The organism is Bradyrhizobium sp. HKCCYLRH2060, from assembly GCF_051168135.1.
Classification (GTDB): domain Bacteria; phylum Pseudomonadota; class Alphaproteobacteria; order Rhizobiales; family Xanthobacteraceae; genus Bradyrhizobium.
Genome location: NZ_JBNPUK010000002.1, coordinates 584567 through 599949, shown reverse-complemented (window position 1 = coordinate 599949; position 15383 = coordinate 584567). Strand labels below are relative to the sequence as shown.

Annotated in this window: 17 protein-coding genes; 9 read left to right on the top strand and 8 right to left on the bottom strand. The window is 64.7% G+C overall.

Translation table 11 applies throughout. The annotated features are described in order from the left end of the window. Positions 1-68: 68 nt before the first annotated feature. From ACQR10_RS06610 to ACQR10_RS06600, 3 genes are all read left to right on the top strand, one after another. Complete coding sequence (locus tag ACQR10_RS06610) at positions 69-1349, top strand: ArgE/DapE family deacylase (protein WP_316215666.1); 1281 nt, start codon at positions 69-71, stop codon at positions 1347-1349. 120 nt (positions 1350-1469) lie between these two features. Next, positions 1470-1868 (top strand): PaaI family thioesterase, encoded by a 399-nt coding sequence (locus tag ACQR10_RS06605; protein ID WP_316215667.1) that lies wholly within the window; start codon positions 1470-1472, stop codon positions 1866-1868. A gap of 128 nt (positions 1869-1996) precedes the next feature. Next, a complete protein-coding gene (locus ACQR10_RS06600) occupies positions 1997-2653 on the top strand; it encodes a GNAT family N-acetyltransferase (protein ID WP_410051393.1) in 657 nt (218 codons plus the stop codon). A gap of 95 nt (positions 2654-2748) precedes the next feature. On the opposite strand, the gene ACQR10_RS06595 is transcribed toward ACQR10_RS06600, so the two are convergent. From ACQR10_RS06595 to ACQR10_RS06585, 3 genes are all read right to left on the bottom strand, one after another. After that, a complete protein-coding gene (locus tag ACQR10_RS06595) occupies positions 2749-3054 on the bottom strand; it encodes a hypothetical protein (RefSeq protein ID WP_172109527.1) in 306 nt (101 codons plus the stop codon). A gap of 77 nt (positions 3055-3131) precedes the next feature. Continuing rightward, complete coding sequence (locus ACQR10_RS06590) at positions 3132-3830, bottom strand: DUF2161 domain-containing phosphodiesterase (protein WP_315800235.1); 699 nt, start codon at positions 3828-3830, stop codon at positions 3132-3134. Between the two features lie 95 nt (positions 3831-3925). After that, a complete protein-coding gene (locus ACQR10_RS06585) occupies positions 3926-4606 on the bottom strand; it encodes an SDR family oxidoreductase (RefSeq protein ID WP_316180851.1) in 681 nt (226 codons plus the stop codon). Between the two features lie 71 nt (positions 4607-4677). Here ACQR10_RS06585 and ACQR10_RS06580 point away from each other — a divergent pair, with 71 nt between their 5' ends. Both ACQR10_RS06580 and ACQR10_RS06575 read left to right on the top strand, forming a co-directional pair. Then, complete coding sequence (locus ACQR10_RS06580) at positions 4678-5436, top strand: SGNH/GDSL hydrolase family protein (protein ID WP_316215668.1); 759 nt, start codon at positions 4678-4680, stop codon at positions 5434-5436. 91 nt (positions 5437-5527) lie between these two features. After that, the gene (locus tag ACQR10_RS06575; protein ID WP_012044361.1) at positions 5528-5746 is read left to right on the top strand and encodes a hypothetical protein; all 219 of its coding nucleotides are present in this window, start codon (positions 5528-5530) and stop codon (positions 5744-5746) included. A 31-nt stretch (positions 5747-5777) separates the two neighbouring features. Here ACQR10_RS06575 and ACQR10_RS06570 read toward each other — a convergent pair whose 3' ends face one another. Further along, a complete protein-coding gene (locus ACQR10_RS06570; protein WP_316215669.1) occupies positions 5778-6521 on the bottom strand; it encodes a tyrosine-protein phosphatase in 744 nt (247 codons plus the stop codon). A gap of 231 nt (positions 6522-6752) precedes the next feature. Then, the gene (locus tag ACQR10_RS06565; protein WP_315800231.1) at positions 6753-6947 is read right to left on the bottom strand and encodes a DUF2735 domain-containing protein; all 195 of its coding nucleotides are present in this window, start codon (positions 6945-6947) and stop codon (positions 6753-6755) included. Positions 6948-7491: 544 nt separating this feature from the next. On the opposite strand from ACQR10_RS06565, the gene ACQR10_RS06560 reads away from it, so the two are divergent. The 3 genes from ACQR10_RS06560 (at position 7492) to ACQR10_RS06550 (ending at position 10897) form a co-directional block, all read left to right on the top strand. Next, positions 7492-8526, top strand: a complete 1035-nt coding sequence (locus ACQR10_RS06560; RefSeq protein WP_315712320.1) for a glutamine synthetase beta-grasp domain-containing protein — start codon at positions 7492-7494, stop codon at positions 8524-8526. Positions 8527-8710: 184 nt separating this feature from the next. Beyond that, positions 8711-9169, top strand: coding sequence for a hypothetical protein (locus tag ACQR10_RS06555; RefSeq protein WP_315800230.1), 459 nt, complete (start codon positions 8711-8713; stop codon positions 9167-9169). A gap of 105 nt (positions 9170-9274) precedes the next feature. Then, positions 9275-10897 (top strand): ABC-F family ATP-binding cassette domain-containing protein, encoded by a 1623-nt coding sequence (locus tag ACQR10_RS06550; protein WP_315800229.1) that lies wholly within the window; start codon positions 9275-9277, stop codon positions 10895-10897. A 29-nt stretch (positions 10898-10926) separates the two neighbouring features. Here ACQR10_RS06550 and ACQR10_RS06545 read toward each other — a convergent pair whose 3' ends face one another. The 3 genes from ACQR10_RS06545 to ACQR10_RS06535 form a co-directional block, all read right to left on the bottom strand. Continuing rightward, positions 10927-13023: a PAS domain-containing protein gene (locus ACQR10_RS06545; RefSeq protein ID WP_316215670.1), complete on the bottom strand. Its 2097-nt coding sequence runs from the start codon at positions 13021-13023 to the stop codon at positions 10927-10929. A gap of 198 nt (positions 13024-13221) precedes the next feature. Further along, positions 13222-13467 carry a hypothetical protein gene (locus tag ACQR10_RS06540; protein ID WP_008961253.1) on the bottom strand — a complete coding sequence of 82 codons (246 nt, stop codon included), beginning with the start codon at positions 13465-13467 and terminating at the stop codon, positions 13222-13224. A 163-nt stretch (positions 13468-13630) separates the two neighbouring features. Then, positions 13631-14065 carry a DUF1810 domain-containing protein gene (locus ACQR10_RS06535; RefSeq protein ID WP_315800227.1) on the bottom strand — a complete coding sequence of 145 codons (435 nt, stop codon included), beginning with the start codon at positions 14063-14065 and terminating at the stop codon, positions 13631-13633. A 226-nt stretch (positions 14066-14291) separates the two neighbouring features. On the opposite strand from ACQR10_RS06535, the gene ACQR10_RS06530 reads away from it, so the two are divergent. Further along, a complete protein-coding gene (locus tag ACQR10_RS06530; protein ID WP_315800442.1) occupies positions 14292-15332 on the top strand; it encodes a DUF2778 domain-containing protein in 1041 nt (346 codons plus the stop codon). Positions 15333-15383 lie beyond the last annotated feature (51 nt).

The window sequence follows — 15383 nt, the reverse complement described above, 5'->3', positions numbered from 1 at the left end:
GAATCCGGTGCAACTATGCATCAGATTGTGATTTGGTGCGGTCATCGGCAATTGGAACCGCGACAGGCATGATCACCCAGGACACTACGCAGCGCATCGTCGACGCCGTCGATGCCCACTTCGACCGGCAGCTTGCGACCACGAGCGACTTCGTCGCCATCCCCTCGACCCGCGGCGCCGAAGGGCCGTGCCAGGACATGTTCGGCGATCTCCTGCGTGTGCGCGGCTACGAGGTCGACGACTGGCACATCGATCTCGACGATCTGAAGGACATGCGCGGCTACGGCCCGATCGAGCACGACTTCTCGAAGGCGCGCAGCGTGGTTGGAACCTACCGGCCGGCCACGTCGGCCGGGCGATCGCTGATCTTGCAGGGGCATTGCGACGTGGTACCCGCCGGCCCGCTCGAGATGTGGGAGACGCCGCCGTTCTCGCCGGTGATCCGCGACGGACGAATGTATGGCCGCGGCGCCTGCGACATGAAGTCCGGGACGATCGGCGCACTCTATGCGCTCGATGCCATCAAGGCGGCCGGCTTCAAGCCGACGGCGCGCATTCATGTCCAGTCCGTGATCGAGGAGGAGAGCACCGGCGTCGGCGCACTGTCGACCTTGCAGCGCGGCTACCGCGCGGATGCCTGCTTCATCCCCGAGCCGACCAGCGGCAAGATGGTGCGCTCTCAGGTTGGCGTGATCTGGTTCCGCCTCAAGGTGCGCGGCTTTCCCGCGCATGTGTTCGAAGCCGGCGTCGGCGCCAATGCGATCCAGGCGAGCTATCATCTGATCCATGCGCTGGAGAAGCTCGAAGCGGACTGGAACGAGCGCGCCAAGAGCGACCATCATTTCAAGACGCTCAATCATCCGATCAACTTCAATCCGGGCATCATCAAAGGCGGCGACTGGGCCTCGAGCGTGCCGGCCTGGTGCGACGTCGATTGCCGCATCGCCATCCTGCCGGGCTGGTCGGTCAAGGACTGCCAGGACGAGATTCTCGCCTGCGTCGCCGCGGCTTCGCGCGATCACCGCTTCCTCTCCAACAATCCGCCGGTGGTCGAGTGGTCCGGATTCCTGTCCGAAGGATACGAGTTGACCAATTCGGCTGAGCCGGAGGCGGCGTTCGGCAAGGCCTTCACCGCCGTCTACGGCGGGGAGGTGCAGGACCTCGTCTTCACGGCGCTCACGGATACCCGCTTCTACGGGCTCAACTACAACATCCCCAGCCTCTGCTTCGGCGCGACCGGCGCGGCGATGCACGGCTTCAACGAATATGTCGATCTCGACTCGCTACGCCAGGCGACCAAGACCATGGCCTTGTTCATCGCCGAGTGGTGTGGAGTCGAGAAGGCGTGAGCGCAAGGCCGTCGCGGCAATGACCTCGGAGGTCATTGCCGCGCGGTCTGGGCTTGGCGCATCCAGGGTGCGGTGAAGGCACGGGGAGACGTGTCGTCCGTGCGCAAGGAGAGGAACGGTATGACGCCGCTGGACAAGATCAATGCGCTGAAGATGCCGTTCGCGGACTTGAAGGGCGTCACCTTCACCGAGGCCAGCGCCGATCGCGTTGTGGCGCAGATGCAGGTTCGGCCGGATCTCTGCACCCTGCATCACACCATCCATGGCGGCGCCATCATGGCGCTGGCGGACTCGGTCGGCGCAGCCGCAACCGTGATCAACCTTCCCAAGGAAGCCAAGGGCACCACGACGATCGAGAGCAAGACCAACTTCATCGGCGGCGCCAAGGAGGGGACCGTGGTGACCGCAACCGCCACGCCCGTGCACCGCGGCCGCCGCACTCAGGTATGGCAGACGCGGGTGGAGACCGAGGACGGGCGCCTGGTCGCGATCGTGACCCAGACTCAGCTCGTGCTGTGATGATTCGTACACAAACGAATTGTTAACTCACGCGATCCTTGCATGGCCGCATGTTCTCTCCGTAGAGCGCGGGGCTTGCAATGAATGTTGCGATGCACAATATAGCTTCTGTCTAGGGAAAGACGTCTGTGTGCGAGGGCTCTCGAGAGGAGTCTCAGGCAGTGTCACAGGTAGATACTTTTCGTCCCCGGCCGGGCTTCGGCTATGTGCGGACGCTCAGCCAGCACGAAGAACTGCCGTTGCTGCGCGATCATCTGTTGCGGCTCGATGCGGAAAGCCGGCACGATCGATTCAACGGCTTCCTCGATGACAGTTTCATCGAACGCTATGCCGCCCGCTGTGCGGCCGATGGCACGATCGTCGTCGCCTACATGGAAAACGGCATGGTGCGCGGCGCCGCCGAGTTGCATCCGCCGGAGCAGTCCGAGGACGGGCTTCCGGAGATTGCGTTCAGCGTGGAGGCTTGCGTGCGCCGCCGCGGGGTCGGCAGCCTGCTGTTCCAGCGCGTGATCTCGGAGGCGCGGTGGAAGGGCTATCGCAAGCTTCGTGTCACGACCGGATCGCAGAACCATGCGATGCGGGCGCTCGCGGCCAAATTCGGCGCGCATCTGGCGTTCCGTCACGGCGAATCGACCGGCACGATCGATCTGAGCGAGCAGCCTCAGGATCAACTGGCGAAGCTCGTGATCGATGCGCCGATCGCGGCCGCGCGTGCGTTCTTCACCCTCAACCGGGCCTGCTGGAAGCTCGTGACCCGGATGTACGGCGACAAGCGCGCGGCCTGAGCCGAGCCGTTGCTGCGATGACAAAGGCGCGACAGCGATCACCGCTGCCGCGCCTTTTCGTTTGATTGCATTGGCCGATGCGCCCCGGAAGGCGTTCAGGTGCCGGTGCGCTTGTCGAAATTGAAGCGGCGCACGGTGCGGCGCTCGACCACGACGGCACGCTGCTGCGTGCCTTGGTCGGCCGTGATGACGCGCGTGTTGGTGCGCGCGGCAACGCGGACTGCCTTCTTCACCTCGGGCAGCACCTGCTCGAGCGGCAGACCCATCAGCGCCGACGCGATCTCGGCCTGGGCCTGCACGTCGTCGGTAATGCCTGACGCGGCGAAGATCGCTTCCTCCAGAGTCGGGGGATCACGCCTGACGCGACGCGGACCGTACTTGGTGTTCCAATCTTCGCTCATGGGGGCCTCGTGAATCGTCCGGGATACCTAGAAGCAGGATTGTTGCATTGCAATATATATTCCGCGGGGCAGCCCAGCTATGCGTTCACCATGTCGCGATTGGGCAACGGTACCTGCGTCATGTGGATATCCTGGGGCCAGCGGCGCAAGGCCGCGAGGCCGGCTTTTGTGAGGACATAGACACCGCGCTCGGCGCGGTCGAACCAGCCGTAGACGTTACGCTGCAGAATCTTCGGCGCATCCGGAATCTCCGCGCGGAGGTCGCGGACGCGCTTCGGCCCGCCCGAGAGCGCCGAGGCGCAGGCCAGCGCCTGCTGCCGATAGGCCGTCATGATGGGAGCCCGGGTCGAGCCGCCAGCGACGGGGTCGCCCTTGCGCCGCTGATGCTCGATCACGAGACGCGAACGCTTCTTGGGGTTCTTGCGCGGCGCGGTGGTAGGCGGCCGCACCAGCACTTCGATGTCTCCGGCTGAGGTCACGGCCAGCATGCCGAAGCCGAGCCGGCGGCACAGATTGCGGTAGCGGGAGTCGCTTTCACGACCCTTGCCACGTGCTGACAGATTTGCTGCGACCCAGACCTCATCGCAGGCCCCAGCCCGATCGACCGCCTGCAGCAGCAGTTCCAGGTTGAAGACCTGCTTCAGCTCGCAGACGACGACCACCGGCGGGTCGTCGCCCTTGAGCGCCACCACGTCGCAACCGCCGATTTCCCCCTTGACCGAGAAGCCAAGGTTTTCGAGGAAGCGTTTGACGGGAAGGTAGAGCGCGGTTTCCAAGGGGCCGTCCGATGTGTGCGACTCAGAGCGCGCGCGAGTCTAGCCCGCCGAGTCCGGTGATGTCAGCGCCAAGTCGGGGTGACCGGCTGGCTTCGCTACACCCGGCCGACAACCGGTATCAGTGCGCCGGTCACGCCGCTCGCGGCGTCGCTAGCGAGAAACAGAATGACCTCCGCGAGTTCCTGCGGCGTCACCCATTTGTCGAAATCGGCCTTGGGCATGCTGGCGCGGTTGGCCGGCGTATCGATCGTCGACGGCAAAACGGCGTTGACGGTGATCTTGCCCTTCCATTCTGCCGCGAGCGCTTCCGTCAGGCGATGCACGCCCGATTTGGACGCAGCATAGGGGCCCATGCCGGCACCGGCCTGGAGCGCGCCCATGGCGCCGATGTTGACGATGCGGCCCGTGCTGGAGCGGACGAGATGCGGGATCGCCGCGCGCGAGGCGTGCAGCGCGGTCATCAGGTTTCGCGCATGCATCGTCTCCCAGACGGAATCGTCGCCGTCGGCCGTGGTCTCGAACGCGAACGCGCCGGCGATGTTGATCAGCGCATCCAGAGTGCCGAAGTGGGCGGCGACGGAGTCGATCGCGACCTTTGCCTGCTCGGGGTCGGAGAGGTCGACACCTCCGAGCTCAATGCGGTCGTCACTCGCCGGGATTTCGGCCTGGGCATGATCGATCCCGGCCACATGCGCGCCCCGTGCGAGCGCGAGATCGGCCACGCTGCGTCCGAGCGCCCCTTGCGCACCCGTAATGACAATCACTGCTCCGTTCATTCCGTCCCTGGTCTCCGTTGACGCGCCCCACAGCGCCGCTTGTTATACTATGGCCCTGCCGATGAGTTGCAATGGCCGGACGGCCGGGGCATGCAATTGCAATCAGAAAGCGTGGTTCGTCAGAGGTGACCATGACGGCGACAGACTCTCTCGAATTTCCCGACGTCGCCACCGGTTTTGTCCGTCCGATCAGACAGTTCAGGCAGAGTCTGGATGCGCAGCGCAAGACCCGGATCGTGGCGCTTGGCTCATCGTCCACCGCCGGCACCAACGGAATTGTCGCTTTCCCGGCCCGGATCGAGCAGGCGCTGCGCAAGACCAATTTCGGCTGCCTGATCGACGTCCTCAATCGGGGTGTGGGCGGACAGGAATCCCCGGAGGAGCTCTCGCGCTTCGAATGCGACGTGATTGCGGAGCAGCCCTCGCTGGTCATCTGGCAGGTCGGCACCAACGCCGCCTACAGGCCCGAGGTCTATAGTCCCGATGAGGTCGAGGCGGCGCTGCGCGTCGGCCTTCGATGGCTGGCGGGGCTGGCCATCGACGCCATCGTGATGGACCTGCAATATACCGCGGCGATCGTGACGGTGCCGAACAGGCTGGCGCGTGCCGAGGACATTCAGCGACGGATCGAGAAGGTCACGTCTGCGGCCAACGTCAATCTCTTCGGGCGCTGGAATTTGATGAAGAGCTGGCATGAGGCTGGCCAGATTCCGTTGTCGGCGCTCGACGACGGGCACGGTGACCGCTTGCATGTGAGCGAGGCCGCCACCGCGAAGATCAGCGACGTTTTGGCCAGCGCCATCATGACGGTGCCGGTCGTGCCGGCCTGATCGATAAAATTAGCCGGACTTTCGTAAGTGGATTGCCAGCGCGGGCCGCTAGCCTGTCGCTATGCCGCTTGAGGGGCGTTGGAGCTTTGACATGATGAGACATCTGCCGGACCACGGTTTGCCGCTGGTGCAACTGAAGGAGCAGCGGCGGGATCTGGTGGTCGCCTTGCAGAACCGTGCAGGTCCGGTGACGGGCTGGGAATTGATGCAGATCGCGGCGGTTCAACAGGCGATTTCGGCATTCGAGGAGGTGATTGCCGATCTCGACGCGATGGAAGCCGCCGAGACAGCCGATATCGAAGCGGCCTGATCGGGCTCAAGCGTATTCGCGCCGCCCTGGCTCACAGCGTGAGATAGCGCGCCTGTAACGTCTTTCGTGCTGCGCCGTCGATGCCGAGACCGTCGCGCAGGTAGGCGTCGACGTCGCCGAAATCATCACGCATGGCGTCGAACGCAGCGGCGAGGAACGAGGCCTGGACCGTCCCGATCGCCTGGACCACATCAGCGGGAAGATCCGCGTGAGCTGCAGTCTCGCGACGATAGAGCTGGTTCGTGAGCAGGTAGTCTTCCAGGATCACGTCATCCGGAACGTCGAGCGCGTGCAGGACCAGTGCACAGGCGACACCGGTGCGATCCTTGCCGGCCGTGCAATGGATCACCAACGGCGCATTCCCGTTGAGAACATGTTCGAACAGCGCGCGGAAGCGCGGCGTGTAGCTGCGGATGTAGTTGCGGTAGGACTCGCGCATCAGCTCCAAGGCATGGTCGGTCGTGAGCTGCCCTCGCGCCGCCAGGGCCCGCAGCGCCGGCACGACGCTCGGCTCGATCGGCACGGAATGCACGGTGATCTCGGCGATCGTGCAAAGGCCGGCCGCGCGCTCGTCGCGACCGCGGAAATCGAACGCTGCGCGAATGCCGAGCTCCCGCAGGACCGCGAGGTCGGGCTCCGTCAACTGACCGAGATGGTTCGACCGAAACAGCTGCCGCCATCGCACGTGCCGGCCATCCCTGCTGGGATATCCGCCGAGATCTCTGAAGTTGCTGGCACCGTGAAGTCCGAGATGGCGGAGCGGATGGGCGGGCATGAACCCATTCTAGGGAATGCGGGCTTGATGTGAAGCGTCGTTTCGCCTGTGCGACGGCAAGGCAGGGGAGACCATGAAGCGGCTCAGGACGGCGGGACGTATGCACCCGCGTCGAACCCGTCGGTGACGGTCAGCAGTAGACATGGTTGACAGCGGGCAAGAAAAAGGGCCGGAACCTTGTCGGTCCGACCCTTCAGCAAAGGCGCGTGAGCGGCACGGTACAGTCGGACATCAGCGGTCCCACGCCGGCTTGGCTTCCTGGATCGCCTCGTCGTGATACCAGCTGCCGCTGTAGATCGTCGGCTGGATCGAGGGCGCGATCGGCCGCGCCGGCGATGCCGCGGATTGGCGAGGCGCAAGACCTGCCCGCCCTCCGCGCGGAAATTGATAGATCCTTGCGGACCCCTCGTGCACGTTAGTGTCCATTCCTCAGTCTCCTTCCATCGGGCCACACGTCATGCTGCGCCCGACTCGTTCTCTTGTGGTTAGCGGTCTCGATATCGGCTCTGCCCGGAGGGAATGCAACATGACCAAAATCAAATCACATGTTGCGCGTTTTGCGGGCATTTCTGTCTTTGCTTCCTCCGCAGCAACGTGCAGCTGACCAACACTTGGGCTGGACCAAAGGTTGCGGAAAGAGGCTCAGGTCTTTTCAAAAATGTCCCGGACTTGCTGAGAGCTTGTTCGGACGTTTTTGCGCATCGCCGCAAATGCCACTGAATCAAGCGGGTTTTGACCAGCTTCTGATTTCCGCCATGCGTTCCGTGCAATCCCGGTCGCGCTGCTTTGCCGCACCCCTGACGTGCAAAAACCAGCGCCAGCTCCGCCCTGATTGGCCTTCGTCCATGCGACGGGACGTCGCGGGACTTGGCACGTTCCATGCTTAAGAGTGCGCTGGCCGATCGTGGCCGGGTAAGCGGGGAGCCTTCGATTGCTGGGCTCCCACCTTTCGATAAGACAGAGAGGCTCAATGACGAAGTACAAGCTCGAGTACATCTGGCTCGACGGCTACAAGCCGGTGCCGAATTTGCGCGGCAAGACACAGATCAAGGAATTTTCCTCGTTTCCGACCCTGGAACAGCTGCCCCTTTGGGGCTTCGACGGCTCGTCGACGATGCAGGCCGAAGGCCATAGCTCCGACTGCGTGTTGAAGCCGGTCGCCGTGTATCCCGACGCCGCCCGCACCAATGGTGTGCTGGTGATGTGCGAAGTGATGATGCCGGACGGCAAGACCCCGCATCCGTCGAACGCCCGCGCCACCATCCTGGACGATCCGGACGCGTGGTTCGGTTTCGAGCAGGAGTACTTCTTCTACAAGGACGGCCGTCCGCTCGGCTTCCCGGAATACGGCTATCCGGCTCCGCAGGGTCCGTATTACACCGGCGTCGGCTTCAAGAACGTCGGCGACGTCGCCCGCAAGATCGTCGAAGAGCATCTCGACCTCTGCCTCGCGGCCGGCATCAACCACGAAGGCATCAACGCCGAGGTGGCGAAGGGCCAGTGGGAATTCCAGGTGTTCGGCAAGGGCTCGCGCACGGCTGCCGACCAGATGTGGATGGCCCGCTACCTCATGCTGCGTCTGACCGAGAAGTACGGCATCGACATCGAGTTCCACTGCAAGCCGCTCGGCGACACCGATTGGAACGGTTCGGGCATGCACTGCAACTTCTCGACCAAGTATATGCGCGAGGTCGGCGGCAAGGAGTACTTCGAGAAGCTGATGGACGCCTTCAAGGAGGCGCGCGCCGACCACATCGCCGTGTATGGTCCGGACAACCACATGCGCCTGACCGGCAAGCACGAGACCGCTTCGATCGACACCTTCAGCTGGGGTGTGGCCGACCGTGGCGCCTCGATCCGCGTGCCGCACTCGTTCGTGAACAACGCCTATAAGGGCTATCTGGAAGACCGCCGTCCGAACTCGCAGGGCGACCCCTACCAGATCGCGTCTCAGGTCCTGAAGACGATCGCGATGGTTCCGACCGGCGCGAAAGCCGCAGCCTAAGACGCCGAACACATTACCCCGGGGCCGGGGCTGACATGATGATCCGCCGGAGCAGCCGCTTCGGCGGATCATTCGTTTGGCGGGCTGGCGTGATCGCGGAGGCGCCGCCTTGATCAATCGCAAGTCCGTCTCCGATCGCAGCGGTATGTCTTTCTGGAAGCGGTTTATGGAAGCGGGGCGTCGAATGAATTATCGCAAGTGGGTTTCAGGCGTTCTGATCGCCTGTTCGGCCATCTCCCTGGCGGCGGCACAGTCGCAGTCCAATGCAGAACAATATCTGCCGCGGCTCGGCGACATCATGAATCTGATCCAAGTCAGGCATGCGAAACTGTGGTTCGCGGGACAGGCCAAGAACTGGGATCTCGCGTCCTATGAGCTCGCGCAACTGAGGCAGAGCCTGACCGACGCCGCGGTGTTCTATTCGGGACTGCCGGTGGACAACGTCACCACGCTGGGCCAGCCGATTCAGTCGATCTCGGACGCCATCGCCGCCAAGGATGGCAAGCGCTTCGCCTCCGCCGTGACCGAGCTGACGTCGGGATGCAACGCCTGCCACGCGACCATGGATCGCGGCTACGTCGCGATCCGCATTCCGACCGACAAGCCGTTCGGCAACCAGGATTTTCGGCCTCAGGGCCGCTGACCGGGATGGGGCGGACAGAGCGGCGGAGGGCGCCTAAATTGCGCCTTCCACCGGCGGCGCGCATCGACTAAGAGCGGCGGCAACCTGTCCATGTCCTGAGACCTCATGATCCGCCTCGATAACGTCAGCAAGCAAGTCGGCCACCAGATTCTCTTCATCGAAGCCTCCGCCGCCCTCCAGCGTGGCGAGAAGATCGGCCTGGTCGGTCCGAACGGGGCCGGCAAGACGACGCTGTTCCGGATGATCTCGGGCCGCGAGCAGCCCGACGAGGGGCAGGTCTCGATCGATCGCGGCGTCTCGATCGGCTATTTCAACCAGGATGTCGGTGAGATGTCCGGCCGCAGTGCCGTGGCTGAGGTCATGGATGGGGCTGGGCCGGTGTCGTCGGTCGCCGCCGAGCTCAAGGAGCTCGAGGCCGCGATGGCCGATCCGGACCGCGCCGACGAGATGGACGACATCATCGCGCGCTATGGCGAGGTGCTGGCGCGGTTCGAGGAGCTGGACGGCTATGCGCTCGACAGCCGGGCCCGCGAGGCACTGGCCGGCCTCGGCTTCTCCGAGGAGATGATGGACAAGGATGTCGGCCTGTTGTCCGGCGGCTGGAAGATGCGCGTCGCTCTGGCGCGCATCCTCCTGATGCGTCCCGACGTGATGCTGCTCGACGAGCCGTCCAACCACCTCGATCTCGAGAGCCTGATCTGGCTGGAGCATTTCCTGAAAGGTTACGAGGGCGCGCTGCTGATGACCTCGCACGACCGCGAATTCATCAACCGCATCATCAACAAGGTGATCGAGATCGACGCCGGCCAGCTCACGACCTATTCCGGCGACTACGATTTCTACGAGCAGCAGCGGGCGCTGAACGAGAAGCAGCAGCAGGCGCAATATGAGCGCCAACAGGCGATGCTCGCCAAGGAGATCAAGTTCATCGAGCGGTTCAAGGCGCGGGCCTCGCATGCGGCGCAGGTGCAGAGCCGGGTCAAGAAGCTCGACAAGATCGAGCGGGTCGAGCCGCCGAAGCGGCGCCAGACCGTCGCGTTCGACTTCCTGCCGGCGCCGCGCTCGGGCGAGGACGTGGTGGCGCTGAAGAAGGTGTCGAAGAGCTATGGCAGCCGCCGCATCTACGACGGGCTGGACTTCATGATCCGGCGCCGCGAGCGCTGGTGCGTGATGGGCGTCAATGGCGCTGGCAAGTCGACCCTGTTGAAGCTCGTCGCGGGTAGCGCGGAGCCCGATGACGGCTCGGTGACGATCGGCGGCAGCGTCAAGATGGGCTACTTCGCGCAGCATGCGATGGACCTGCTCGACGGCGACGAGACGGTGTTCGAGTCGCTCGAGCATTCGTTTCCACAGGCCGGTCAGGGCTCGTTGCGGGCACTGGCGGGCTGCTTCGGATTCTCCGGCGACGACGTCGAGAAAAGATGCCGGGTGCTGTCGGGCGGCGAGAAGGCACGGCTCGTGATGGCCAAGATGCTCTACGATCCGCCGAACTTCCTGGTGCTGGACGAGCCGACCAACCATCTGGACATGGCGACCAAGGAAATGCTGATCGCGGCCCTGTCGAACTTCGAGGGGACCATGCTGTTCGTCTCGCACGATCGTCATTTCCTCGCCGCGCTCTCCAACCGCGTGCTGGAGCTGACGCCCGACGGCCTGCACCAGTATGGCGGCGGCTACACCGAGTATGTCGCGCGCAGCGGCCACGAAGCGCCGGGCCTGCGCGGCTGATCGAGGGCAAGACGGCGGCGATCACGCATTCAGCTCTCCACCATCTCGCCGACGCGGGCGGCCAGCGCCTCGACGTCGAACGGCTTGGTCAGCACCTGCATCCCCGGCGCGAGCTGGCCGCTGCTCAGGATCGCGTTCTCGGCGTAGCCGGTGATGAACAGCACCTTGAGATCCGGCCGCGTCGCGCGCGCCGCATCGGCCAGCTGGCGGCCGTTCATGCCGCCGGGCAGACCGACATCGGTGATCAGGAGATCGATGCGCGCGTCTGATTGCAGCGCCGCAAGGCCGGTCGGTCCGTCCTTGGCTTCGACCACCGCGTAGCCGCACTCGTCGAGCACCTCCATCACCACCATGCGCACCGTCGGCTCGTCGTCGACAACGAGGATGGTCTGGCCGGTGCGGGAAGACGGCGCCGCGCCGCCGCGCGCGGGATCGGCGGCCTCAACGGCGCCGGCATAATGCCGCGGGAAATAGAGACACATCGTGGTGCCCTGACCGAGCTCGGAATAGATCCGCACCTGTCCGCCGGACTGCCGGACGAAGCCGTAGACCATCGATAGGCCGAGGCCGGTGCCCTGGCCGATTGGCTTGGTGGTGAAGAACGGATCGAAGGCGTGCTCGATCACGTCGGGCGTCATGCCGGTGCCGGTATCGGTCACGCACAGCGAGATATATTGGCCGGGCGGCAGGTCGCGCTCACGCGCGGCGCGGTCGTCCAGCCATTTGTTGGCGGTCTCGATCGTGATCCGGCCGCCCTCGGGCATCGCGTCGCGGGCATTGATGCAGAGGTTGAGCAGTGCGCTTTCGAGCTGCGACGAATCGATCAGTGCCGGCCAGAGCCCTCCGGCCGTCACGACCTCGAGCGCGATCTGCGGGCCGACGGTGCGGCGAACCAGCTCCTCCATGCCCATGACGAGCCGGTTGACATCGGTCGGCTTGGGATCGAGCGTCTGCCGGCGCGAGAAGGCGAGCAGGCGATGGGTCAGCGCGGCGGCGCGCTTCGAGGCGCCCTGGGCGGCCGCGACGTAACGGTCCACATCGGCAAAGCGGCCCTGGCGCAGGCGGGTCTGCAGCATCTCGAGCGAGCCCAGGATGCCGGTCAGCAGATTGTTGAAATCATGGGCGATGCCGCCGGTGAGCTGTCCGACGGCTTCCATCTTCTGCGACTGCCGCAACGCCTCCTCGGCCTCGTGCAGCCGGGTCTGTTCGCGCAGCCGGTCGGTGACGTCATAGGCGAACTGATAGGCGCCGATCTGTCGGCCCGCGGCGTCGCGCAGCACCGAGAAGCGCATTTCGTAGAAGCGGCGGTCGCGGCCGGGATCGCCGAATTCCTCGACCGCGACGAACTCCTCGCCAGCCAGCGCGCGGGACCATACCGCGCGAACCGCCGCCCGATGCTCCGGTAGATCCTTGAACAGCTCCAGCATGTCGTCGCCGATCTTGGGCTGGAGGCCGAAGACACGTCCAAACTCCTGCACGGCTGCGCCGTTGATCGCGATCAGGCGGTATTGCATATCGACCACCTGCACGAAGGCGTTGGTGCCTTCGACGATGTCGGCGAGCAGCTTGCGCTCGGCGAGCGCGGCGACCACGCGGGCCTCCAGCGTGTCGTTGATCTCCTGTAGTGCGGCCTCGGCGCGCTTGCGCGCGGTGATGTCCTGGAACAGCACCGCGACCTGTCGACGTTCGGCCGGCTCCACCCGGAACGCCGCGAGCTCGAGATAACGTCCGGTGGCGACCAGCTCGCGCTCGAACCGGATCGGCTCGCCAGTGCGCAGCACGCCGCCATAGAGCTCGACCCAGCCGTCGGCCTCGCCCGGCACCATCTCCCGCACCTTCTGTCCGACCACGTTCGGAATGCCCGCATGCAGCGCGTAGGCCGGGTTGGCCTCGACATGGACGTAGTCGCTCAGCGGGCCGTGCGGGCCGTCGAAGAACTCGATGATGCAGAAGCCTTCATCGATCGAGTTGAACAGCGTCCGGTACCGCTCCTCGCTCTCCGCCAGGGCGGTCTCGGCGCGCGCGCGCTTGCCGGCATCGGCGGCGAACAGGGCCTGAAGACGGGCATTTTCGCTTTCGAGCTCCCGCAGCCGCTGCCGGAGCGCATCGATCTCTGAGAGACTCACGCCGCCTCGCGCAGATGAGGAGGCGGGGCAGGCAAAGCGGAGAACATTGAAGGGCCTATGCAGCTCGATGTGGAGATCGCTTGACGTCATAACATGTCAACGATCGTCCGTCAGGCCGCTGCCGATGGAACCCGACGATCATCGAGCGGCCCCGCCCACCCATGGCGGGGCCCAGATGTCGTCCAGCCCGGCGTCCGGTCAGCCGCCGGCCTCGCATTTCTTCATGAAGCTGGTCTTGGCGGCGCCGGCGAGCTTCTTGCCGTCGGAGCCGACCGCCTTGGTTTCACACGTCTCGGCCATGCACTTCTTCATGAAAGAGGTCTTGGCGGCACCGGCCAGTGCCTTGCCGTCCTTGCCGACGGCCTTGGTCTCGCAGCTATCCTCGGCGAAGGCGGAGCCGGCGGCGAAGGTCGCGAGCGCGGCAATCAGGAACAACTTCTTCATGAGTGTGTCTCCTTGGGACAAACAATGCGGCGGATGGGAGCCGCAAATCTTGGCGTGATCAAGTTTCCTGTTCGGCCTATCACCCGAAATCCGGCCGGGTCGGCCGGTGAACTCATCAGCATGCTACCGATGACGCGGACGCGACGCGCTTTGCAGCGAGTGGTCATCCCATGCCGCGCTGCAGAAACGCCAACGTCTGGCGATCCCGCACCCCGTCGCAATAGCGATCGAGCGCCTGCGCGAAGATCCCATTCGGGCTGATCGAATCGAACAGCGTCATGCATGAGCGGAATTTGGCATCGTCCGGCACTCCCAGAATGTCGCGCAGCGACTTGCCTTGCACCGCGAGCACCAGTCGGGTGCATTCGACGAGTCGCGGGCCGAGCAGGGGATGCGCCAGATAGGCCTCGGCCTCGGCGCGGGAGCGGATCGCGTAGCGCTGCGCCATGGCGGAGCTGCCGAGCCCCTCGACCTGGGGAAAGATGAACCACATCCAGTGGCTTTGCTTGGCGCCGGCCGCAAGTTCGGCGGTCACCCGCGAATAAATCGAACTTTGTGCGTCGGCAAATCGGCCGAGATCATCCCATTCGGCGTTCATCCATTCCTCCAACCGGCTGATTCATCGATGTAATCGGCTTTCTGGGACGGTCGCGGCGCGGCCCTGCGAGGCTTGGACCCCGGTCCATTCCCCATCACTCCGGGCTGGCGTTTGTCTAGATTATGCCGCACTCTTGCCATCCTATGTCATGACGGGTCGAATCGTACCCCTTGGGGTCGGGCACCTTTCCCGGGTGGTCCGAAAAGGGGGGTATATCGGGGACGTGATGGCTTCCAGTGAAGCAAGCGTAGACGTTCTGTTGTCGCAAGGCCGCTTCGGGCGCTCCGAAGCGATCGCACTCGTGCTTGCAGCACTTGCGGTCGCAGCGGGCGCGGCCGCATGGGTCGGAGCCAACAGCGATGAGACGCCCCTTGCGAGCGCGGCGATTCCGGCCGCCGCGCCGTCCATGACCTTCGAAACACGTTTCGCGCCGGCCTCCGCCTCGGCCACGGCGTATTCGGAAAAAGACGCGGTTCGCGCGCTCGACCGTTTCGCCCTTCGCGGCGCGATCGACCGCCAACTGCTCGATGCCCGGGCCGCGCTGGTGAAGGGCATGGAAGCGCGCGATTCGGGCGCACGCGACCCCAGCAACAGCGATTGGCGGCCGATGTTGACGGAGGGCAATACCGTCACGATGCCCGCACCGGGCGTGCCGCTGCCGCGACCGCGGCCGTCCGTCGCCAACCTGCCGACCAGTCTGGTTTCGGCCAGTGCGCCTGAAGCCGTCGGACGCGTCGACGATCGCTCCATCCTGCAGAAGCTGTCCGACCTGTTGCCGAGCCCGACCAAGTTCGCCTCGCTCGGCCCGGATAGCGGCATCGTGCGCTCCGGGATCGATCTCGGCGCGCTCGGCTACGACAAGACCGCGGTCTACGACATCAAGGCCAAGATGGTGTATCTGCCGTCGGGGATCGGGCTCGAGGCCCATTCCGGCATGGGCAGCCTGCGCGACGACCCCGAGCACGTCAATCAGCGCATGGTCGGCGCGACCCCGCCCGCCACCTATGACCTGAAGCCGCGCGAAAAGCCGTTTCACGGCGTGCGCGCCCTGCGCATGAACGTGGTGGAGGGATCGACCCTCGGCCGGAGCGGATTGCTGACCCACCCCTATATGCTGGGGCCGGAGGGTGATTCGAACGGCTGCGTCTCGATCAAGAATTACGATCGCTTCCTGAAGGCGTATGATGACGGCGAGTTCAACCGACTCGTTGTCGTCGTCGGGCTCGAGGCTGGCACCCCGACGCGGACCGCGCAAAAGACCGAGTGACGTTTTGTTGCTGGGCCTCGGCGCGACCTCGGCGGTGACGCCCGTCGCATC